Genomic DNA, 21,336 nt, shown 5'->3' with positions numbered 1-21,336 from the left:
CGCCCGTGGGTCAGACCATGGCTTCGGGACCACTATCCGGGACGACTGCACTCGTCACCGGCGCGAGTTCGGGAATCGGCGCGGCGACCGTCCGAAAGTTGGCACGCGACGGGGCGGACGTGGCGCTGGTCGCCCGCCGGGAGGACCGCCTCGCTGAACTGGCCGACGAAATCACCGCCGATCACGACGTCGACGCCCACGTCGTGCCGGCCGACGTGAGCGACCGGGCACAGGTCGCGGCCGCCGTCGAATCGACCGTCGAAACGCTCGGGTCGCTCGACGGCGTCGTCGTCAACGCCGGCGTCGGTCGCGGTTCGGACGTGGAGACGCTGTCCGACGAGCAGTACCGGACGATGATGGGCGTCAACGTCGACGGCGCGTTCTACACCGCCCGCGAGTCACTGCCCCATCTCCGGGCGACCGCTGGCTCGCTCGTGTTCGTCGGCAGCTTCGCCGGTCAGTATCCGCGACCGTTCAACCCCGTCTACGCCGCCACGAAGTGGTGGCTTCGCGGCTTCGCCCACAGCCTCGCGGGCCAGGTCGGCGACGACGACATCGGCGTCACCGTCGTCAATCCCTCGGAAGTCCGGTCGGAGTTCGGCTCCGCGGAAGGGACCCCCTTCGAGGAACGGTTCGAACCGGGCGAGGTGACCGAACCCGGGGAGGTGGCCGACGCCATCGCCTTCGCCATGGGGCAGGACCCGCCGACGACGATCAACAGCATCGACGTGTTCCGGCGGGACAAGTTTAGCCACTTCTAGACAACCACCTTTTTCATCGTCGGGTTTCCTCGCGGCGCGAAGCGCCGCTGTGGGAACCCTCCTCGAAAAACGTGGGCGAAAAAGGCGGAATCGCCGCGAGCGGCGATTCCGTGAACCGCGGCCTTCGGCCGCGGATAGTCTCGTACAGCCCGTTTTATTTTTGCTCGGCCAGCCACGCGAGCAGCCCCTTCTGGGCGTGCAGGCGGTTCTCCGCCTGATCCCAGACGACGGCGTTCTCCGACTCGATGGCGTCGTCGGTGACCTCCTCGCCGCGGTGGGCGGGGAGGCAGTGCATGAACGGCCGGTCTCCGAGCAGTTCCGTCGTGATCTGGAAGCCCTCGAAATCTTCGAGCTTCTGGCCGCGCTTGTCCTCCTGGCCCATGCTGACCCACACGTCGGAGTACACCACGTCGGCGTCGGCGACGGCGGTCCCGGGGTCGTGGGTCGTCTCCGGCGCGTTGCCGAAGGCAGCGGCGCGGTCGGCGACATCGTCAGAGATGCCGTAGCCCGCCGGGGTGGCGACAGTGAGGTCGAGACCGACCATCGCCGCGCCAATGACGAAGGACTGGCAAACGTTGTTGCCGTCACCGACCCACGCCACGGAGACGTCCTCGAAGTCGCCAAACCGCTCGCGAATGGTCAGCAGGTCGGCCAGCGTCTGGCAGGGGTGGGCGTCGTCGGTCAGGCCGTTGATGACCGGGACTTCGGCGTATTCGGCCAGTTCCTCGGCATCGGCGTGGTCGAACACGCGCGCCATGATGAAATCGACGTAGCGGCCGAGCGCGCGGGCGGTGTCCCTGACTGGTTCGCCGTGACCCAGATGGATGTCGTCGGGGCCGAGGAAGACAGCGTGCCCACCTAACTGGGTCATCCCCGTCTCGAAGGAGACCCGGGTCCGCGTCGAGGGTTTCTCGAAGATCATCCCCAGTGTCTGCTGGTCCAGCAGGTCGCTCGGACTCCCCTCGCCGTGGTCGGCCTTGATCGCCGCGGCGCGGTCGAGGACGGTCGTCAGTTCGTCGGTCGTGAGGTCGTCGACATCGAGTACGTCCATGTCAGTCCTCCAGCAGGCGTTCGGTGGCGGTTTCAAGCACCGCAACGGCGCGGTCGTATTCGCCGAGCGGGAGGTGCTCGTTCGGTGCATGATCGAGATCGGAGTCGCCGGGACCGTAGGTCACCATCGGGCAGTCCCACGCTTTCGCGAAGACGTTCATGTCGCTGGTGCCGGTCTTGCGAAGCAGCGTCGGCTCGCCGCCCTGTTGTCGAATCGCAGCCCGGAACGCTCTGGCGGCGCTGGTCCGGGGGCTCTGCATCACCGGTTCGACTCTATCGTTCCAGTTGACGGTCCCGTTGGTCAGGTAGCCGTCAGCTATCTCTCGAATCTCGTCAGTGGTGTACTCCGGCGGCACCCGCAGTTGCACGTCCATCGTCGCCTCGACACTCAGCCCGTCGGTGGAGGGGCCACCCTCGAACTCGACGGGCTTGCAGGTGACCTGCTCGAACACCGGATGCCACTCGTCGTCGTCGAACTCGTCGTCGACCGCCGACCACCAGTCGATGGCGTCCTGAATCGCGTTGTTCTCCGGGCGCGATGAGTGGCCGGATTCGCTGGTCGCGACGTAGGTGCCCGCCAGCAGGCCGCGGTAGCCCAGCGTGATGCCCTCCCAGCCGGAGGGTTCGCCGTTGATGACTGCGTCGGGTGCGGTGTCGCGGTCCTCCACGAGGAACCGGGCACCCTTCGAGTCGACTTCCTCGCCGACGACGCCGACGAACGAGGCCCCGGTGCGGACCGCGGCGACGGCCATCGCACACAGCGGTCCTTTCGCGTCGACGCTCCCGCGGCCCCACAGCACGTCGCCCTCGTCGGTCTCCTCGACACGGACCGGAATGTCCCCCGGAACCGTGTCGATGTGCGAGGTGAGCAAAACGCCGTCATCTGCGGGCGCGCGGACGTTGCCGACCTCGTCAAGCCACGCCTCGCGGCCGTGGGCCTCGAAGAACTCGACCATCCGTTGGGCCGCCTCGCCCTCGTTGCGCGAGACCGACGGGATGCGGACGACCGCTTCCAGCAGGTCCCGTGCCTCGGTGTCGGCCTCCCGGCTCGCGGCTTCGCTCATTCGACCACCTCCGCCATCGCCTCGACGACAGCGTCGGCGTGGGTCTCGTCGATGGTCAGCGGCGGGAGCAGCCGGACGACGGTCCGGCCGGCCGGCAGTGCGAGCACCTGGTGGTTCAACGCGAGTTCCTTCAGCGCCGCGTTCGCGCCGCGGCCAACCTCGACGCCGATCATCAGGCCCTCGCCGCGGATGTCCCGCACCTCGTCGCCGATGGCCGCCTCAAGTTCCGTCTGGAGGTAGTCGCCCATCGCAGCGGCGTTTTCGGGAACGTCGTCCTCGACGACGGTCGAAACCGTCGCGCCGGCGGCCGCGGAGATGACCGGCCCGCCGGAGAACGTCGAGGCGTGGGAGCCGTAGTCTTCGGCGATCCAGTCACGGCAGAGCGTCGCGCCGACGGGGAGGCCATTGCCCAGCCCCTTCGCCGCGGTTATCATATCGGGGGCAACATCGGCCCGCTGGGAGTTCCACAGCGCACCGGTCCGACCCATCCCGGTCTGGACCTCGTCGAAGATGAGCGCCGCCCCGGCGTCTTCGGTAATCTCCCGCGCGGCTTCGAGGTAGCCGTCCGAAGCCGGGTTGATGCCGCCCTCGCCCTGGACGGGTTCGACGATGAACGCGGCCGTGTCCTCGTCGATAGCCTCCTCAAGCGCCTCGCTGTCGTCGTAGGGGACGAACTCCACGTCGCCGATGAGCGGCTCGTAGGGCTTCTTGTACTTGTTCTTCCACGTTGTCGCGAGCGCACCCATCGTCCGGCCGTGGAAGCCCTGCATCGTCGCGACGATTTTGGAGTTGCCCGTCGCCGAGCGGGCGAACTTCAGCGCGGCCTCGTTGGCCTCGGTCCCGGAGTTACAGAGCCAGGTCTTGTCAATCGGGTCCGGGGCAGTGTCGGCGAGCAGTTCGTACAGGGCCGTCCGCTCGGCGTTGGGGTACGACGCCTGGACGTACGTGATCTTCTCTAGCTGCTCGCTGACGGCGCTCTGGACTGCCGGGTGGCCGTGACCCAACGGGACACAGGCGTAGGATGCGCCCATGTCCAGGTACTCTGTGCCGCTGTCGTCGTAGACGTAGGCACCGTCGCCACGTTCGATCTGGATGGGTTTCTCGTTGAAGACGAATCCGCTCATTGTTCCTCCGTCGCTGTCTGGTCTGTGTCCTGTTCGAGTGCGCTCGCGTACACGTGGGTCCCGCCGCCGTCGAGCGCCGACAGAATCGGCGACTCGGCGTTGGCGTCGGCCACCACGACCTCGGGTGCGCCGCCGTCGAGCGCCTCCTCGGCGGCCATGATTTTCCGGCCCATGAAGCCTTCCGCGGCGGCTTCGAGAGCGTCCCAGTCGGCCGCCGTCTCGACCGATTCGATGAGCGTCGACGGGTCATCGGGGTCCGCGTAGACGCCCTCGACATCGGTCAGGAGGACCAACTGCGCGTCGAGTTCGCCGGCAATCGCCGCGGCCGAGCGGTCGGCGTCCGTGTTAACGGGAATGATTTCGCCGTCATCGTCCCCGGCCATCGGCGGTGCGGCGACAGGTGTGTAACCATCGTCGAGCAGCGACTCCAGCAGGTCGCCGTTGACCTGCTTGATCGTGCCCGAGTGGTCGCCACGTCGGATCTTCTTCTTGCCGTCCTCGACGACCCGCACTGCGGACTTCCGCGGTCCGTAGAGCAGTTTGCCGTCGACGCCGTTGAGCCCGACCGCGTCGACGCCCTCGCTCTGGAGACCGGCGACGAGCTGGGTGTTGAGGTGGCCGAAGGCCATCTCGAACACCTCCATCGTGGTCTCGTCCGTGAACCGGCCGACGACGCCCGACGGCGTCTCGACGTACTCCGGTTCGACGCCGAGCCGTTCGAGCGTCTCGTCGACTTTGGTGGAGCCGCCGTGAACCACGACGACCTGTTCACCATCGGCCACGAGCGATGCCACGTCCGCAAGCGCCCCCGCGGGGTCGACCGCGCGAGCGCCACCGACTTTGATAACGACTGTCATAAGAACTCAGGTCAGGGGTTACGGTGCACCGACGGGGTGGAGCCCCTGGAACTCCAGGCCCGCCGTCTCTTCGATGCCGAGGGCGACGTTGGCGGCGTGGACCGCCTGGCCCGCCGACCCCTTCATCATGTTGTCGATGGCCGAGAACACGACCAGTCGCTTGTTGCCGGGGTCGAGTTCGAAGCCGACCTCGGCGCGGTTCGTGCCCGCGACCGACTTCGGTTCGGGGTAGCGGTAGACGCCACCGCCGCCGGCGACGAGTTCGACGAAGGGTTCGTCCTCGTACTGCCCGCGGTAGGCTCCCCAGAGGTCACCCTTCGAGACCGGGCCCTCGGGGAAGACGTGACAGGTCGCGCTCGCGCCGCGGATCATGTCCACCGCGTGGACGGTGAAGGACACGTCGATACCGAGGAACTGCTGGATCTCGGCCTCGTGGCGGTGGCCCGTGGGCGCGTACGGGCGGACGACGCCCGAGCGCTCTGGATGCGAGGAGGCCTCGCCGCCGCCGGCCCCGCCCTCGCTGGAGCCGACCTTCACGTCGACGACGACCTGCTCGTCGCCCGAAAGGATGTCGGCCTCGAACAGCGGGAGCAGGCCCAGAATCGTCGCCGTGGCGTTACAGCCGCCGGAGGCGATGAGGTCAGCCCCTTCGAGGTTGTCGCGGTTGAGTTCCGGCAGCGCGTACTCGCTCTGTTCGAGCAGTTCCGGGCGCGTGTGGCCGTCGTACCAATCGTCGTACTGGGCCTCCGAATCGAGGCGGAAGTCCGCCGAGAGGTCGACGACGGTCCCGGCGGCCTCCTGGAAGGCGTCGATCTGTTCCATCGAGACGCCGTGGGGCGTCGCGGCGAACAGCACGTCGACCGACTCCAGGTCCGCCGGCGAGGAGAAGCGCAGGTCCGAATGCCGGAGGTTGGGATGGGAGTGCCCGATGGTCTTGTTCTCCTTCGAGCGGCTGGTGGCCTGTTCGAGTTCGAACTCGGGGTGGCCGTCGAGGATGCGAAGCAGTTCACCGCCGGTGAAACCGGAACCGCCGACGACGCTTGCCGTGTACGTCATGCTGTCACCTCGGCGTCGGCCTCCGTCGCCGCCTTCTGTTCGAGCCAGTCGACGACCTTCGCGGGCACGTCGACGTCGGTGACCTCGTTCAGCGCTTTGAACTCGACGGTGTGGTTGACCTCGTGGACGGTGTAATCATCGAACTCACCGGTGTCCTCGTCGATGCCGACTTCCATCAGGTCGATACCCAGCAGCCCGCCGCCGACCGCGTCGGAGGCCTTCTCAACCAGTTCCAGCGCGCGGTCGTCCAGTTCGAACTCGGCGGTTTCGGCACCCTTCGCGGCGTTGGTGAGCCAGTGGTCCGAGGAGCGGACCATCGCCGCGATGGGCTCGCCGTCGACGGCCAGCACGCGCATGTCGCGGCCGGGCTTGTCGACGAACTCCTGGACGTAGAAGATCTTGTGCTCGTAGTGGCCGAGCGTCTCCTTATGTTCGAGGATGGCCTCGGCGGCCGAGCGGGAGTCGATCTTCGCCATCAGGCGGCCCCAGGAGCCGACGACCGGCTTGAGGACGCAGGGGTAGCCGAACTTCTCGATTGATTCGAGCGCCGCGTCCTTCGTGAACGCCACGTCGGTGTTCGGCGTCGGCACGCCCGCCGCCTCAAGTGCGAGGCTATTGTTGACCTTGTCCGCGCAAGTGTTTGCGACCTCGGGGCCGTTGACCACGGGGACGCCGTAGGCCTCTGCGAACTTCGTCGCGTACACGCTGCGGCTGGTCGCCAGACAGCGGTCGACGACGATGTCGAGGTCCTCGAAGGCTTCGGGGGCCTCGTGGATGTTGAACTGCTGTTTGCGAACGTCTATCTTCTCGATCTCGTGGTCGCGCTCGCGCAGTTCCGACAGCAGGAGCTTCTCGTCCCGGCGGATGCGCGAGTAGAGGAGTCCGACTTTCATACTGGGTCCTCCGTGCGTTCGCGGCTCGCGGCGTCACGCGCCACGGGTACGTACGGCGTCGAGCGCCGCGGGACCGCGAACACCTCACTCACCCCAGTCCTCTTCGAGCTCGGGTGCGCTGTCGAGCTCGACGGGGTCGGCGCCGACGACTTCGAGTTCGGCACCGCAGGTGGTACAGTCAACGATCTCTCCGACTTCGAGGTCGTCGTGCAGGGACACGTCCGCCCCGCACTCGATGCATTCTGCCATTGTAGTTCATCCTGTGATAGGGATCCACTTAAAGCCTTCGAACATATCAGAATAAATTTACTACACAGACTGTACTCTAATGGTGTGAAAAGCCCGAATCCGCTACGTTTCTGAGTCGTGTATCAGAATTATGGTATAATTGTCCCACGAGGGGACGGTGGTCGCTCAGACATATCGGTCCACCTCCGTCCGGCGGCGGTCGGCCGCCTGTGAAACCGCGTGCCGGCAGTCGGCAAGTTCCTCGTCGTCGGCCGCGAGCACGTCCTCGGCTGTCGATACCTGCTCGGCGACAGCGCCGGGGGCCGGGCCACCGCGAGAGTCCCGCATGGCGACACTTTCGGCCGGGTCGAGCGCGGCCTCCAGGGCCTCGCGGTCGACGTAGGCCGCCAGGGGCTCGCCCAGCACGTCCTCGGCGACGGCCGACAGCGCCGCGTAGTCGGGCGCGTCTTCCTCGGGCCCCAGACCGGCGGCGCCCTCCGCCACGACCTCGTGGGCCGTCCGGAACGGGACGCCGGCCATCGCCAGCAGGTCGGCCACGCCGGTCGCCGTCGAGAACCCGTCAGTGGCCGCCGCTTCCAGCGTCTCGGCGGGCCAGTCTGCGGTCGCGACCGCGCCGGCCGCGACCGCGACGCTCTCGGTGACGCTGTCGATGGCGTCCCAGGCGTGGCGACCGGCGCGCTGCAGGTCGCGGTTGTACGCCCGGGGCTGGCCCTTCAGGTTGGTCAGCAGGCCGTTCAGCCCCCCGACAGCATCGCCCGTGCGCCCGCGAACAAGCTCCAGCGTATCCGGGTTCTTCTTCTGGGGCATGATCGACGAGGTCGAGGCGTAGTCGTCGTCGAGATCGACGTGACCCTTGCTCGCCATCACGACCACGTCCTCGGCCAGCCCCGACAGGGTCGTCGCCAGCGTGGCGACGGCGCTGGTCGTCTCGACGAGGAAGTCACGCGTCGCCGAGGCGTCCATCGAGTTCTCGACGACGCCCGCGAACCCGAGCAGTTCAGCTGTGCGCTCGCGGTCCACGTCAAAGGGCGTGCCCGCGAACGCGGCGGACCCGAGGGGGTTCTGATTGACGCGTTCGTAGGCGTCCAGCAGGCGCGCGGTGTCGCGCTGGAGTGCCTGCTCGTAGGACAGCACCCAGTGGGCGACCGTCGTCGGCTGTGCGGGCTGGAGATGCGTGTAGCCGGGCATCACCGTCCCGTCCTCGGCACGAGCGACCTCGATGAGTTGCTCGCGGGCTCCGACGACGGTCTCGACGAGGTTCAGAATATCCTCGCGCAGGCGATAGCGGATGCAGGCCGCCACCTCGTCGTTGCGCGAGCGGGCGGTGTGCATCTTCCCGCCGGCGGGGCCGACACGCTCGATGACGGCGCTCTCGATGGCCTCGTGGACGTCTTCCCCGTCGGGGAGCGCACCGTGGCCCGCGTCCTCGACGGCCGCCAGCGCGGCCAGCACCTCGCCGGCCGTCTCGCGGTCGATGATCTCCCGTTCGGCCAGCATGACGACGTGGGCGCGGTCGACGGCCAGGTCGGCCGCAAAGATGCGCTCGTCGTCGGACAGCGAGGAGAGGAACGACCGGGCCGGCCCGCCCGCGAAGCGGTCGCGGCGGACGACCGTCTCGTCGTGGTCGCCATCGTCCACCGTCTCGTGATCCCCGCCGTCGCTCATTGCGTTACTCCTCCGTGTCCTCGCTGTCGCCGCTGCCGTCCGTCACGGCGGCGCCCTTCTTCGCGTCGGCCAGGATCTTGTTCGCGAGGCGGGACTGGAAGCCGTGGTACTTCGCGACGCCGGTGGCGTCCTGCTGGGTGATCCCGCCGGAGACGTCCTCCTCGTTGAACGAGGCCGCGGACTCGCTGTAGACGGCGTAGTCGGACTCACGCGAGACCGCACGGCAGTGACCGCCTTCGAGTTTCACCGTCACAGTACCGGTGACCCGCTCGTTCGTATCGTCGATGAACGCTTCGAGCGCGCCCGTCAGCGGCGCGTCGACGAGACCCTGGTAGGCCTTCTGGGACCACTCCTGGTCGACCTGGGCCTTGAACTGGCGCTCCTCCTGCGTGAGGACGAGGCCCTCCAGCGCCTCGTGAGCGGTCAACAGGACGGTGGCCGCGGGGTGTTCGTAGTTCTCGCGGACTTTCAGCCCGAGCATACGGTCTTCCATCATGTCCGTGCGGCCGATGCCGTGGGCACCCGCCTGCTCGTTGAGTTGCTCGATGAGTTCGACGCCACCGAGTTCGTCGCCGTCGACGGCGACCGGGATGCCCGCTTCGAACTCGACTTCGACGAGTTCGGCTTCTTTCCCCGAGGGGTTGTCAGTCCACTTGTAGATGTCGTCGGACGGGATGGTGCTGGGGTCTTCGAGTTCGGAGCCCTCGATGGAGCGACTCCAGAGGTTCGTGTCGATGGAGTAACGGCCGCCGTCGCCGCCCTCGACGGGCAGGCCCTTCTCCGCTGCGTACTCGTTCTCCCACTCGCGGGTGAGGCCGAGTTCGCGCACCGGCGCGATGACGTCGAGGTCGGAGTCGCGCCAGACCGCCTCGAAGCGCAGTTGGTCGTTGCCCTTGCCGGTACAGCCGTGCGCGACGGCCGAACAGCCCTCTTCCTCGGCGACCGAGAGAATTGCCTTGGCGATGACCGGGCGCGCGAGGGCGGTCCCGAGCGGGTAGCCCTGGTAGTCGGCGTTGGCCTTGACGGCCTCCATACAGAGATCCGCGAACTCCGCTTTGGCGTCGACGACGTGCTGTTCGACGCCCAGCGCCTCGGCGGTCTCCTCGGCCTCCTCGAACTCGTAGTCGGGCTGGCCAACGTCGACGGTGACGCCGATGACCTCGTCATAGCCGTACTCCTCTTTCAGCAGCGATACGCAGACTGTCGTGTCGAGCCCGCCCGAGAACGCGAGCGCGACGGTTCCGTTTCCTTCTGGCATGGGTGTGTTCTGGATTGGTTCCGTGGTGTGCCTGTCGGTTTCCGGTCAGACAACGGACCGAGAATCCCGTCGAACCGACGACGACGGCGTCTAGCGACGAAGCGAACCTGTCAAATGAAGAGTGAGTAGTAGTGGGCCTAGAAACGGCCCGGTCGTCGTCGCCGTGGGGAGAAACGGAGGGACCCCTCGCTATCCGCAGCGAGCATCGTAGTCGAAGGGGTCCGCGTCATGTACTTGCTGCTGTGTGATTCGAGTACTAATAGTTTCCGTGTTAGCAGTGGCGTGGGTATGGGCCACAGACACATGGTTCGGCGGTACCAGTACCGCCCATTACGGCCAGTAGCGACACACGGGAGGGCGTGTGACGGCCATCAAGGAATCGCTATCTCACGCTAGCGGCCAGCGTCGGTGCTGTCGGACCCGTCGCCGTTTGTCGGCGGTTCGGTTTCCCCTGCGTCAGTCGCCGTCTCGTTGGTCGGTGTGGCGTCGGTATCGGTGGTCCGTTCAGTAGCCGGGGTTCGCTCCCGCTCGGTCCCGGGGCGGTCGTCCGTTTCGGTTCGGTCCGCCGCATCGCCGCCGCGGTCGCCGGCGACGTCAGGCCGGGCCTGCTGACCGACGTTCGGGCCGGCGATACCCTGTGCGATAGCGGCGACTTCCGGCCCGCTCAGTTCGCTCGCACGCTGTGAGAGGGTCTGGATCGCCGCTGCGTTGATCCCCTTCTTCTCTAGGGCTTCGGCCGGGAGCCGGCTGGCTGTCTCGTTCGTCTCGTTCGCCAGCCGCTGGACGTTGCGCGTCTCGGCGTGGAGCTGTGCCACCTTCGCGCGGTACTCGCCCTCGCTCATCGACCCGTTCTCGCGGGCCTCGTCGAGCGCCTGTTTGCGCTGCTGGAGGGCTGTGAGCCGCGCTTCGGAGTCGTTCAGCTGGTCGGCGACGACGGTGGCTTTGGCGTCGTCGGTGTTCGCCTGTGTGATACGAACCCCGAACGTCCGGGACTGGACCTCGCCGTCTATTTCAGCCCCTTGGACGCTGACGACGCCCGCCAGCTGTGCGCCGGGGGGCGTCGCGTTCGCGTCGGCCTGGTCCGTCACCGTTTCACTTTCCTGTGCCATCGTTGCGGCTGGCACCGCAGCAAGCGTGCTCATTACGAGCACCAGCACCACCAACAGCGGGGTCACTCGTCTCATTACACCAGTTGCTTGGCCCCCGAACACCCTATAAATAGGCGTCAGTGATCCCGGATTAGCGTCGGTTAAGCCGGATTAAAACCGCAGTACGTCGGTGGAGATAGCAAACAGATCCCGATAAACCGTCGACAGCTTTATTACTGAGTGTCGTCGCCGCTGTCGGCCCCGTCGCCTTCGTCGCTGTTCCCACCGGTCACGTCAGTATCGGGGAGCGTCACAACGTTCTCCCGGCCGATGCGGAACGTCTCGACCTTGTCCTCCTCGCGGAGACCGCCGATGACCTGGCTCGTCTTGGCGTCGGTCCAGTCGAGGTCGCCGGCCACCTGCTGCTGTTTGAGTCGCCCGCCGTTCGATTCGAGCAGTTGCAGGACCTGCTCCTCGTTGCTCAGGAGTTCGGCCGGCGGTGCGCCGGCGTCGGCGTCCGTGCCGGCGGCGGGTACCACGTCGGAATCGTCGGATTCGGTCATCGACGCCGGCGGCTCTGCCGGTTCACCGCCGCCGAACACACCGTACCGCTGAAGCGCGTACGCTGCAGCGGCGATGGCGATTAGCGCGAGGAGACCGGCGATGAGCGGTCCATTACCACCGTCCCCGCCGGCAGCGTCCGCTGGACTGACGATTACTCGTGGCTCGTCTGTCCCGAACTCCTGTTGGCCGCGCCAGGTGACGGAGGCATTCCCCCGTTCATCGGCCTCCGGTGCGACGGAGGCGGCCTGGTAGTCCGCCGGCCAGCGCACGGTCAGCGAGGTCTCGCTGTCCAGAAACAGCCCCGAGAGCGCGTCACCGATTTCGAGTCGATCACCGGAAACGGCGGCGAAGTTCGTCCACTGGAACCGGTAGGTGACGACGCCGTACGTCTGGCCGAACGTCTCCTCGCGAGTGCTCACGGTGACGTTCTCGATAGCCATCTCGCGGCCGGTCGTGTTTTCCGCTGCCCCGGCGGTACGTTGCATCCGACTCTCGAAGCGGTCCGTATATGCCGACGGGTTGGCCTGAATGTCCGCCTGCAAATCCTCGAACGCTTGCGTGGCGTTGTCGTCGTCCAGCCGGATTCGGTAGGCGACCGTCCAGTCGGCGCTCCCATCCGAGCCCACGTCAGCGGTCATCACGACCACGTCTGGGTCGACTGACTGCTGTTCGAGGCCGCCGAAACCAACCCCGGTCGCTGTCGGTACAAGCAGTGCTATCGCGACGATGACGACTACCAGCGTTCCAGCGGTCCGGCCCATCCTACCGCGGCTATCCCCTCGGCAGGTATATCGTTTATTGCCGATTGTGCGAACTGATAGTCGGCGGCCTTACATTCCAGGCCGTGTCCGTGCCCGAATCCCAACCGCCAGCCCCCACGGCCACAAGGGGTTTGCCCCGCGAGGTAGAGCTATCGAGCATGGACAGAGCCAAACTCGACGTGGATTCCCTGCTGAAGATCGTCCTCGTCCTCATTGTGGTCTGGTTGGTGCTCGAGGTGCTCGATACGGCCCTCGGGCTGTTGACCGGTCTGCTCGGTATACTACAGCCGTTCCTCGGCGTGATTCTGGTCGTTCTCATCGTCCTGTGGCTGCTCGACCGGCTGTAGGACCGCGCTCTTTTTGTTCGCAGCAGGCGACTCACGCGTTGTGTACAGCATCAACGTCCCGCTCCCGTCGGCAGTCACGTCGCTGGCGGCCGACCTCGCGGCCGACCTGCCGCTCGCACAGCGGCGGGGGCGGGGCGAGCACACGCTGGTCGCCAAGCGGTTGGGCGACGGCAACCACACGGCTTACGCGCGGCTGGAAGCGCAAGGGCGCGAGGCGCTTCGCGGCCAGCCGGCGTTCGAAGCGCGAGTTTCGGGCGTCGAGCAGTTCGAGACGGCCGTGACCGGTCCGTCACCGGTGGTGTATCTCGCCGTCGAGAGTCCCGGACTGGTCGCCCTGCACGAACGGCTCTGCGAGCGGTTCGACCCCGTCGACAACATGGAGGGTGACGAGTACGTCCCGCACGTGACCGTCGCCCGCGGCGGGGACCGCGACGCGGCCGCGCGGCTGGTCGAACGGGACATCGAGCCGGTCCGGTGGACCGTCGACGAGCTCTCCTTCTACGACGCCGACCGAAACCAGCCGGTCAGTCGGGTGTCGCTGCCGGCATAGGGCCTGTCTGGCAGCGTTCCCAGCGCAGTAGCGAACAGGCGGCACAAGTCGGTCCTGGCGCGGTGTGCCGCGCAATCGCTGAACGCGCCGGGCGGTGACTACGTCACAGCGGCGGTGGCCCCGGCTTCGGATATAAACGGTTGGGTCGAAAGCAACGCTTTTGGAGCGGCCTGTCATCCACTACAGATATGGATTACCGCGAAGTCGACAGTACGTCCGAGTTCGTCTGCCGACTGGAGCACGGTGCGGACTGGCGCGCCGAGATCGAGGCCTTCGCGGACGAACAGGGCATCGACGCCGGTTTCTTCTACGGACTCGGGGCGGTCCAGGACGCGGAACTCATGTTCTACGATCAGGACCGAACCGAATACGACTCGCTGGCGTTCGACGAACCGCTCGAGGTCGCCGCCTGCATGGGCAACATCTCGCATCTGGACGGGGAGCGATTCGCCCACACCCACGCCGTCCTCTCGCGGCCCGACGGCGAGGCGGTCGCCGGCCACCTAAACGCCGGCACCGTCTGGGCGGGTGAACTGTACGTCCGGGGGTTCGACACGGAACTCCGGCGGGAACACGACGAGCCGACCGATCTGGACCTCTGGAACATCTAAGATGCGGGAGGCCGACGAACAGTACTTCGAAACGCTCGAAACCCAGCTCGAATCCGCTTTCGACGTTGCCGAACGGGCCAAAGAGCGCGGCGGCGACCCGAAGCCGGAGGTCGAGATCCCGACAGCGCGGGACATGGCCGACCGCGTCGAGAACATCCTCGGCATCGACGGCGTCGCCGAGCGGGTCCGCGAGTTAGAGGGCGAGATGTCCCGCGAGGAGGCCGCGCTGGAACTGGTCGATGATTTCGTCGAGGGGACCGTCGGCGACTACGACAGCCGCGAAGGGAAAGTCGAGGGCGCGGTCCGGACCGCCGTCGCCCTGCTGACCGAGGGTGTCGTCGCCGCCCCCATCGAGGGAATTGACCGCGTTGAACTGCTGGAAAACGACGACGGGACTGAGTTCATCAACGTCTACTACGCCGGCCCGATCCGGTCGGCCGGCGGGACGGCACAGGCGCTCTCCGTGCTGGTCGCCGACTACGCCCGCGCGCTGCTTGGCATCGACCAGTACAAGGCCCGCGAGGAGGAGATCGGGCGCTACGCCGAGGAGATCGACCTCTACGACAAGGACACCGGGCTGCAGTACTCGCCCAAGGAAAAGGAGACGAAATTCATCGCCGAGCACATGCCGATCATGCTCGACGGCGAGGCGACCGGCGACGAGGAGGTATCTGGCTACCGGGACCTCGAACGCGTCGACTCGAACTCCCCCCGCGGCGGGATGTGTCTGGTGCTGGCTGAGGGAATCGCACTGAAAGCGCCGAAAATACAGCGCTACACCCGGAACTTAGACGAGATCGACTGGCCGTGGCTGCAGGACCTCATCGACGGGACCATCGGCAAGGACGAGGCCGACCAGGGAGACGGCTCGGAAGACGAGAGCGGCGACGACACGAGCGAGGGTGATGACGACGACGGCGAGGACGGCTCTTCCGAGCAGGCTGGCCCGCCGCGCGTCGAGCCCGCCGACAAATACCTCCGGGACCTCATCGCCGGCCGGCCGGTGTTTTCCCATCCGTCGAAGGCGGGCGGGTTCCGGCTTCGGTACGGGCGGTCCCGGAACCACGGCTTCGCCACGGCGGGCGTCCACCCGGCGACGATGCATCTGGTCGACGACTTCCTCGCGACCGGCACGCAGATCAAGACCGAACGGCCGGGGAAAGCCGCCGGCGTCGTGCCGGTCGACACCATCGAGGGGCCGACCGTGCGGTTGGCCAACGGCGACGTGCGACGCATCGACGACGCCGAGGAGGCGCTGGAAGTCCGCAACGGCGTCGAGAAGATACTCGACCTGGGCGAGTATCTGGTCAACTACGGCGAGTTCGTCGAGAACAACCACCCGCTCGCGCCGGCCTCCTACACCGTCGAGTGGTGGGAGCAGGACCTCGACGCCGGGGGCGCGGACGTACAGGCGATGCGGGACTCGCCACACATCGACCTCGCTGACCCCAGCGCCGAGGAAGCCATCGAGTGGGCGACCGACTACGACGCCCCGTTGCACCCGAAATACACCTACCTCTGGCACGACGTGAGTGTCGACGGGGTGTGTGCGCTCGCCGACGCTGTCGAGGACGGCCGAGTCGCACAGACAGACGGCGCGTACGCCGACCCGGAAGTTGACGGCACAGCGGGCGAGACGTACAGCGACGACGGCGCGCTCGTCTTGCCCCGGACCGACACCGTCCAGCAGACGCTGGAGCACCTGCTCGTCGAGCACACTCAAGACGACGACACGATTACCGTCACCGACTGGGTGCCGCTGGTGCGGACGCTCGGCTTCTCCCGGTCGCTGGAGCGCGACTGGGTGCCGTCGGACCTCTCGGAGCGCGCCCGGACCTACGGCGACAGCGAATCGCTCGACGCAATCGGCGTCGCCGAGGACGCCGAGCGCGAAGACGGTCAGAACGCTATTGTGGCAGTCAACGAAATCGCCCCGTTCCAGGTCCGAGAGCGCGCGCCGACCCGCATCGGCAACCGGATGGGTCGTCCCGAGAAATCCGAGCGCCGGGACCTCTCGCCGGCCGTCCACACGCTCAGCCCCATCGGCGAGGCCGGCGGCGCACAGCGGGACGTGGCCAAGGCGACGAAACACGCCGAGGGGATGAGCGACACGCCCGGCCGCGTCGAGGTCGAAATCGCCCGCCGTCGCTGTCCCGACTGCGGAACCGAGACCCACAACGCGGGCTGTCCCGAGTGCGGCGGGACCACCGAGCCGGTGTACGTCTGTCCCGACTGCGAGGCCGAGGTCGAGCGCGACGAGTCCGGCCGCGCGGAGTGCTCGCGGTGTGAGACGCTCGCTTCGCCGACCCAGTACAAGGTGCTCGACCTGCAGGAAGCGTATCGGGAGGCGCTACAGAACGTCGGCGAGCGCGAGACGGCCTTCGAGCAGCTGAAAGCCGTCAAGGGGCTCACCTCCGAGGAGAAGGTCCCGGAGCCGATGGAGAAGGGCATCCTCCGGGCGAAACACGACGTCTCGGCGTTCAAGGACGGGACGGTCCGCTACGACATGACGGACCTGCCGGTGACGGCGGTCCGAGCCGCGGAACTGGACGTCTCCGCCGAGCGACTCCGTGGGCTGGGCTATACGGAGGACATCCACGGCGACCCGCTCACCCACGACGACCAGCTGGTCGAACTGAAGGTCCAGGATATCGTGCTCTCGGACGGCGCGGCCGAGCACATGCTCCAGACCGCCCGCTTCGTCGACGACCTCCTGGAGCAGTACTACGGCCTGGAGCGGTTCTACGAGTTCGACGACCGCGAGGACCTCGTCGGCGAGCTCGTTTTCGGCATGGCTCCCCACACCAGCGCGGCGACGGTCGGCCGCGTCGTCGGCTTCACCTCCGCCGCCGTCGGCTACGCGCATCCGTACTTCCACGCCGCCAAGCGCCGGAACTGCTTCCACCCGGAGACCCGACTGTGGTACGAGGGCGAGGGCGGCGACTGGGAGTACGGCACCATCGAGGAACTGGTCGAGGAGCGCCTGGATGACCCCGAAGAAGACGACTTCGGGACGCTCGTACAGGAACTCGACGGCGACCTCACCGTGTCGTCGCTTGGTGCCGACGGCCCCTGTCGCAAGCCGGTCGACGCCGTCTCGAAACACCCCGCGCCGGACCACCTCGTCCGCATCGACGTGGGTGACCGGACACTCCGGGTCACGCCCGACCACACGATGCTCCGGGCCGGCCCGGACGGTATCGAAGAGATCCCGGCCAGCGACCTGATCGCCGGCGACGAACTCCCCGCCTACGACGGCGGCGAGACGACGACGATGACGGCACGCGATGCAGAATCGACGGCAGCCGCTGACGGGGCGGTCCCGACTGACACCGTCGCCGCCGTCGAGTACGTCGAGAGCGACGTGGACCACGTCTACTGTCTCACGGTCGCCGACACCCACCGCGTGGCCGTCGAGGGAACCTACGTCGGCCAGTGTGACGGCGACGAAGACTGCGTGATGCTCCTGATGGACGGCCTGCTGAACTTCTCGAAGTCGTACCTCCCGAACCAGCGAGGGGGCCAGATGGACGCCCCGCTGGTGATGTCCTCGCGGATCGACCCCAGCGAGATCGACGACGAGGCCCACAACATGGACATCATGGAGACCTATCCTCGCGAGTTCTACGAGGCTACCCGCGAGATGAAAGACCCGACCGAGGTCGAGGACATCATGAAGATCGCCGAGGAGACACTGGGGACCGACCGCGAGTACACCGAGTTCCGCCACACTCACGACACGACGAACATCGCCGCCGGGCCGGACCTCTCGGCGTACAAGACGCTCGGTTCGATGGAGGACAAGATGGACGCCCAACTGGAGATTTCCCGCAAACTCCGGGCCGTCGTCGAGAGCGACGTGGCCGAGCGCATCATCGAGTACCACTTCCTGCCGGACCTCATCGGGAACCTCCGGGCCTTCTCCAGACAGGAGATGCGGTGTCTGGACTGTGGCGAATCGTTCCGGCGCGCGCCCCTGACCGGCGACTGCCGGGAATGTGGCGGCCGGGTCAACCTCACTGTCCACGAGGGGTCGGTCAACAAGTACATCGACACGGCAATTCGGGTCGCCGACGAGTTCGGGGCCCGCGACTACACGAAACAGCGGCTCAAGATCTTAGAGCGGAAAATCGAGTCGGTGTTCGAGAACGACCACAACAAGCAGTCAGGCATCGCGGACTTCATGTAAGGCGGGTCGGCGGGCGCAGGAGTACGTGTTCGGGACTCCATTTAAAACTGGTTCGTGTTCTCAGCTGCTCATAATCCCAGCGAGATATATGATGAATACTGATAGAGAGGGGCCAAGGAATGGACCGAGACGTGCTGGTCATCGACGATGCAGTCGATCACCGGGTGTACGAGACAGGCCTCGACCCGTCATACAGCTACACGCTGGCCGAGACAACGGACGAGATCAGGCCCTCGTTTGCTCGGTCGGATATCGTCGTCTACGACCACGGACAGCCGGGGATGGCGTTTCGAGAACTGAAAGAGACGGTACAGACCACCGGTGTGTCGGCCTACGTGATTGTCGTGACTGGGGCAGAGCCGACGCCGGAACTCCTGTCGCTCGCGTGTGACGAGTATCTCCGCAAACCGATCGACGCGGCGACGCTCGGGCAGGCAGTCGACCGAGCGATGGCGCTCGGGAACGGCGATTCCCGGGAAGCGGTGTCGCTAACCCGAAAAGTGGAGGTGCTTGACGCGGCCCGGTCTGGCAGCGAACAGAGCCCGGCGGTCAATGACGCGCGTCGGCGACTCCGCGAACTCGCGAGGCCGGACGTCCTGTGTGAGATCGAACGGATCGACGCCGATATCCTCTCCGTCCACCTCGACCTGATACGAGGACTCACTGACGAGCGACAGGCACCGCGGGCCGACGGCGGCAGCCGCGTAGCGAACGCTGATATCAGCCCGTGGAAGTTCCGGGAGGCCGTCGAGAGCGCGGGCCATGCCGTCGTGTTCACCGACCGTGACGGCGTCATCGAGTACGTCAATCCGGCGTTCGAGGAGTTGACCGGGTACGCCGCGTCCGAGGTCATCGGCCACACGCCGCGGGTCCTCAAGTCGGGTGAACACGACGACGCCTTCTACGAGAACCTGTGGAATACCATCGACGCCGGCGACGTGTGGCGGGGCGAACTGGTCAACGAGCGCCCCGACGGTGAGCGGTACGTCATCGAACAGACGATCGCGCCGCTTCCACGCGGCGGCACGCCGCGTGGCTACGTCGCTATCAACACGGACATCACCGAAAAGCGGCGGCGTGAGGAGAAAATAAAGGCGCTGCACGAGGCCACACGGGACCTGCTCAGTGCTGACAGCCCGTCAGCGGTTGCCGCCGAAGTCGGCGCGGCCATCGAATCCATCCTGGAGTTCCGCATCAATGTGATCCGGGTCCTTCGGGACGGGGAACTCCAGCCGGTTCACGTCAACGACAAGGCCGAGGAGTTGCTGTCGGAGCGGCCGACGTACGCTGTCGGCGAGGGGTTCCCCGGCGAGGCCTTCGAAGAGCAGCAAGCGAGGGTCTACACGGATATCCGTGATCACGACGGGGGCAGTGAGCTCGAACCAGTCGTCTCGTGGCTGTACGTCCCGATCAGTGATTACGGCATCATCAGCGTGGGACAGACGGAGCCGGACGCGTTCGACGAGACCGACCTGAACCTCGTCCAGATCATCGCCAGCAACGCCGAAATCGCCCTGCAGCGGCTCCGCAAAGAGCGGGAGCTACAGCGGGAGAACGAGCGGCTCGAACAGTTCGCCAGCACCGTCTCACACGACCTGCGGAACCCGCTGCAGGTCGCCAAGGGGACGCTGAGCCAGCTTGAGGAGTGTCCCGCCGGCCTCGACCGGATACGCCAGTCCCACGAGCGGATGGAGGAAGTCATCGAGGGCGTGTTGACCCTGACCAGACAGGGGGACCGCGTCGAAGACCCGACGCCGGTCGACCTCAGTGCGGTCGCGCGTGCCTGCTGGGCTCACGTCAGTTCCTGTGAGACCGAGCTGGTCGTCGAGGAAGACAGCCTCGTCGTCTCGGGGGACGACACCCGTCTCAAGCACCTCTTCGAGAACCTGTTCCGGAACGCCGTCACGCACGGCGAGGCATCCACCGTCTGGGTCGGGGCGCTCGACAACGGGTTCTACGTCGCCGATGACGGGGTCGGTATCCCCCCGGCGGACCGGGACGGGGTCTTCGACAACGGCTACACGACGAGCGACGACGGGACGGGGCTCGGCCTGACAATCGTCGAGGAGATCGCACACGCGCACGACTTGGCCGTGTCTGTCACCGAGAGCGAAACGGGCGGTGCCCGTTTCGAGTTCGTCGCTGCCAACCAGTACAGGGATGAGTGAAACAGACGGCACGCGCTTCGAGGCGCTGTTTGAACACACCGGCGACGCTGTCGCCGAGGTGGAGTTCGTCGACGGCACGCCCATCATCCGAGCGGTGAATCCGGCGTTCGCCGAGCTGTTCGGTGTCGACGGCGAACGGGTACGCGGGGAGCCACTGAGCGAGTACGTCCCGGCAATCGAACGCCGGGACGACTCGGGATGGTCCGACCACGGGTCGGACAGTGCCCAACTGCGGCAGGGGCCCGTCACGGGACAGACAGTCACGGGTGCCCGGCAGTTGACCTGTCGGGTCGTCCAGACGACAGCGGGCCGGGCACTGGCGATATACACCGATCTGACCGACAGACAGCGGCGAGAGCAGCACCACCAGGTGCTCCACCGCGTCCTGCGGCACAACCTCAGAAACAAGCTCGTGCCCTTGCTCGACGGCACGGAGACGCTGTCGGCGGAGCTCTCAGGCGACCTCGGCGAGCAGGCGTCCCTGATGGCGATGGCGGCGGACGAACTGGCCGAACTGAGCGAGATGGCCGGCAAGATGGAGTACGTGATGGACTCCGCGGCGACGACGGAGTCACGGACTGACCTGGTCGAGAGCGTCCGGTCGGTCCTCGGAGAGCACGACACCGCGACAGTTGACCTTGCCGTCGAGGCGTCCGAAGCGATGGTCGTCGCTGCCGACGACCGACTGAATATCGCGCTGGCACAGCTCGTCGAGAACGGGGTCAAACACACGGACGGGGAGCTGTCGGTTACGGTGCGGCGCGAACGGGCGGACGCGGTGGTCGAGATCAGCGACGACGGCCCGGGACTGCCGGAGAACGAGCGGGCGGTGCTGTTCGGTGACGAACCGATAACGCAACTCAGACACAGCACCGGGCTGGGGCTGTGGCTGACCAAGTGGATCCTTGACTGTCACGGCGGGGGACTCTCCTACGACCGGCGCGACGGGCGAACAACGCTCACGCTTCGGGTCCCACTCGCAACGGAGTTCGCTGTCGGTAGGGAGCGGGAGGGCCGGATCTCTCAGGGCGACTGACGGGCGCGTGACAGCCGTCCGACGGGTGTTTTTGCACGTGGCGAT

The 21,336-nt window shown here is 66.6% G+C and carries 18 protein-coding genes; 7 read left to right on the top strand and 11 right to left on the bottom strand.

Features of this window, described 5'->3' with window-relative positions:
- The first annotated feature begins 17 nt into the window (after positions 1-17).
- A complete protein-coding gene (locus ACY9XZ_RS06430; RefSeq protein WP_463456226.1) occupies positions 18-761 on the top strand; it encodes an SDR family oxidoreductase in 744 nt (247 codons plus the stop codon).
- Positions 762-915: 154 nt separating this feature from the next.
- Here the strand turns inward: ACY9XZ_RS06430 and argF are convergent, their stop codons facing one another.
- The 11 genes from argF to ACY9XZ_RS06375 form a co-directional block, all read right to left on the bottom strand.
- On the bottom strand, positions 916-1,812 hold the full coding sequence (gene argF, locus ACY9XZ_RS06425) for an ornithine carbamoyltransferase (RefSeq protein WP_463456225.1): 897 nt from the start codon (positions 1,810-1,812) through the stop codon (positions 916-918).
- Position 1,813: 1 nt separating this feature from the next.
- On the bottom strand, positions 1,814-2,875 hold the full coding sequence (locus ACY9XZ_RS06420) for a [LysW]-lysine hydrolase (protein WP_463456224.1): 1,062 nt from the start codon (positions 2,873-2,875) through the stop codon (positions 1,814-1,816).
- A complete protein-coding gene (locus ACY9XZ_RS06415) occupies positions 2,872-3,999 on the bottom strand; it encodes an aspartate aminotransferase family protein (RefSeq protein ID WP_463456223.1) in 1,128 nt (375 codons plus the stop codon). The genes ACY9XZ_RS06420 and ACY9XZ_RS06415 overlap by 4 nt, the downstream gene beginning before the upstream one ends.
- Positions 3,996-4,856: an acetylglutamate/acetylaminoadipate kinase gene (locus ACY9XZ_RS06410; protein ID WP_463456222.1), complete on the bottom strand. Its 861-nt coding sequence runs from the start codon at positions 4,854-4,856 to the stop codon at positions 3,996-3,998. The genes ACY9XZ_RS06415 and ACY9XZ_RS06410 overlap by 4 nt, the downstream gene beginning before the upstream one ends.
- 18 nt (positions 4,857-4,874) lie before the next feature.
- On the bottom strand, positions 4,875-5,912 hold the full coding sequence (gene argC, locus ACY9XZ_RS06405) for an N-acetyl-gamma-glutamyl-phosphate reductase (RefSeq protein WP_463456221.1): 1,038 nt from the start codon (positions 5,910-5,912) through the stop codon (positions 4,875-4,877).
- Entirely contained in the window at positions 5,909-6,805 is an 897-nt protein-coding gene (gene lysX / locus ACY9XZ_RS06400; protein ID WP_463456220.1) for a lysine biosynthesis protein LysX, read from the bottom strand. Before lysX ends, argC begins: the two co-directional genes overlap by 4 nt.
- 84 nt (positions 6,806-6,889) lie before the next feature.
- Positions 6,890-7,054 (bottom strand): lysine biosynthesis protein LysW, encoded by a 165-nt coding sequence (lysW, locus tag ACY9XZ_RS06395; RefSeq protein WP_004517613.1) that lies wholly within the window; start codon positions 7,052-7,054, stop codon positions 6,890-6,892.
- A gap of 165 nt (positions 7,055-7,219) precedes the next feature.
- A complete protein-coding gene (gene argH / locus ACY9XZ_RS06390) occupies positions 7,220-8,719 on the bottom strand; it encodes an argininosuccinate lyase (RefSeq protein ID WP_463456219.1) in 1,500 nt (499 codons plus the stop codon).
- A gap of 4 nt (positions 8,720-8,723) precedes the next feature.
- Positions 8,724-9,977, bottom strand: coding sequence for an argininosuccinate synthase (locus tag ACY9XZ_RS06385; protein WP_463456218.1), 1,254 nt, complete (start codon positions 9,975-9,977; stop codon positions 8,724-8,726).
- 392 nt (positions 9,978-10,369) lie between these two features.
- The gene (locus ACY9XZ_RS06380; protein WP_463456217.1) at positions 10,370-11,161 is read right to left on the bottom strand and encodes a hypothetical protein; all 792 of its coding nucleotides are present in this window, start codon (positions 11,159-11,161) and stop codon (positions 10,370-10,372) included.
- Positions 11,162-11,298: 137 nt separating this feature from the next.
- Positions 11,299-12,390: a helix-turn-helix transcriptional regulator gene (locus ACY9XZ_RS06375; RefSeq protein ID WP_463456216.1), complete on the bottom strand. Its 1,092-nt coding sequence runs from the start codon at positions 12,388-12,390 to the stop codon at positions 11,299-11,301.
- A 158-nt stretch (positions 12,391-12,548) separates the two neighbouring features.
- Between ACY9XZ_RS06375 and ACY9XZ_RS06370 the strand changes: the two genes are divergently transcribed.
- From ACY9XZ_RS06370 to ACY9XZ_RS06345, 6 genes are all read left to right on the top strand, one after another.
- Positions 12,549-12,737: a DUF7554 family protein gene (locus tag ACY9XZ_RS06370; RefSeq protein WP_463456215.1), complete on the top strand. Its 189-nt coding sequence runs from the start codon at positions 12,549-12,551 to the stop codon at positions 12,735-12,737.
- A 40-nt stretch (positions 12,738-12,777) separates the two neighbouring features.
- Positions 12,778-13,287: a 2'-5' RNA ligase family protein gene (locus tag ACY9XZ_RS06365; protein ID WP_463456214.1), complete on the top strand. Its 510-nt coding sequence runs from the start codon at positions 12,778-12,780 to the stop codon at positions 13,285-13,287.
- Between the two features lie 188 nt (positions 13,288-13,475).
- Positions 13,476-13,898: a PPC domain-containing DNA-binding protein gene (locus ACY9XZ_RS06360; RefSeq protein WP_463456213.1), complete on the top strand. Its 423-nt coding sequence runs from the start codon at positions 13,476-13,478 to the stop codon at positions 13,896-13,898.
- A 1-nt stretch (position 13,899) separates the two neighbouring features.
- Positions 13,900-18,087 (top strand): DNA-directed DNA polymerase II large subunit, encoded by a 4,188-nt coding sequence (locus ACY9XZ_RS06355; protein WP_463456212.1) that lies wholly within the window; start codon positions 13,900-13,902, stop codon positions 18,085-18,087.
- A 119-nt stretch (positions 18,088-18,206) separates the two neighbouring features.
- Positions 18,207-20,255 (top strand): sensor histidine kinase, encoded by a 2,049-nt coding sequence (locus ACY9XZ_RS06350; protein ID WP_463456211.1) that lies wholly within the window; start codon positions 18,207-18,209, stop codon positions 20,253-20,255.
- The gene (locus ACY9XZ_RS06345) at positions 20,248-21,291 is read left to right on the top strand and encodes an ATP-binding protein (RefSeq protein WP_463456210.1); all 1,044 of its coding nucleotides are present in this window, start codon (positions 20,248-20,250) and stop codon (positions 21,289-21,291) included. The genes ACY9XZ_RS06350 and ACY9XZ_RS06345 overlap by 8 nt, the downstream gene beginning before the upstream one ends.
- The last annotated feature ends 45 nt before the right edge of the window (positions 21,292-21,336 follow it).

This window comes from Haloarcula sp. HT12, assembly GCF_055271655.1.
Note: the sequence above shows the minus strand (reverse complement) of the source record. Positions and strands in the feature narration are given on the sequence as shown.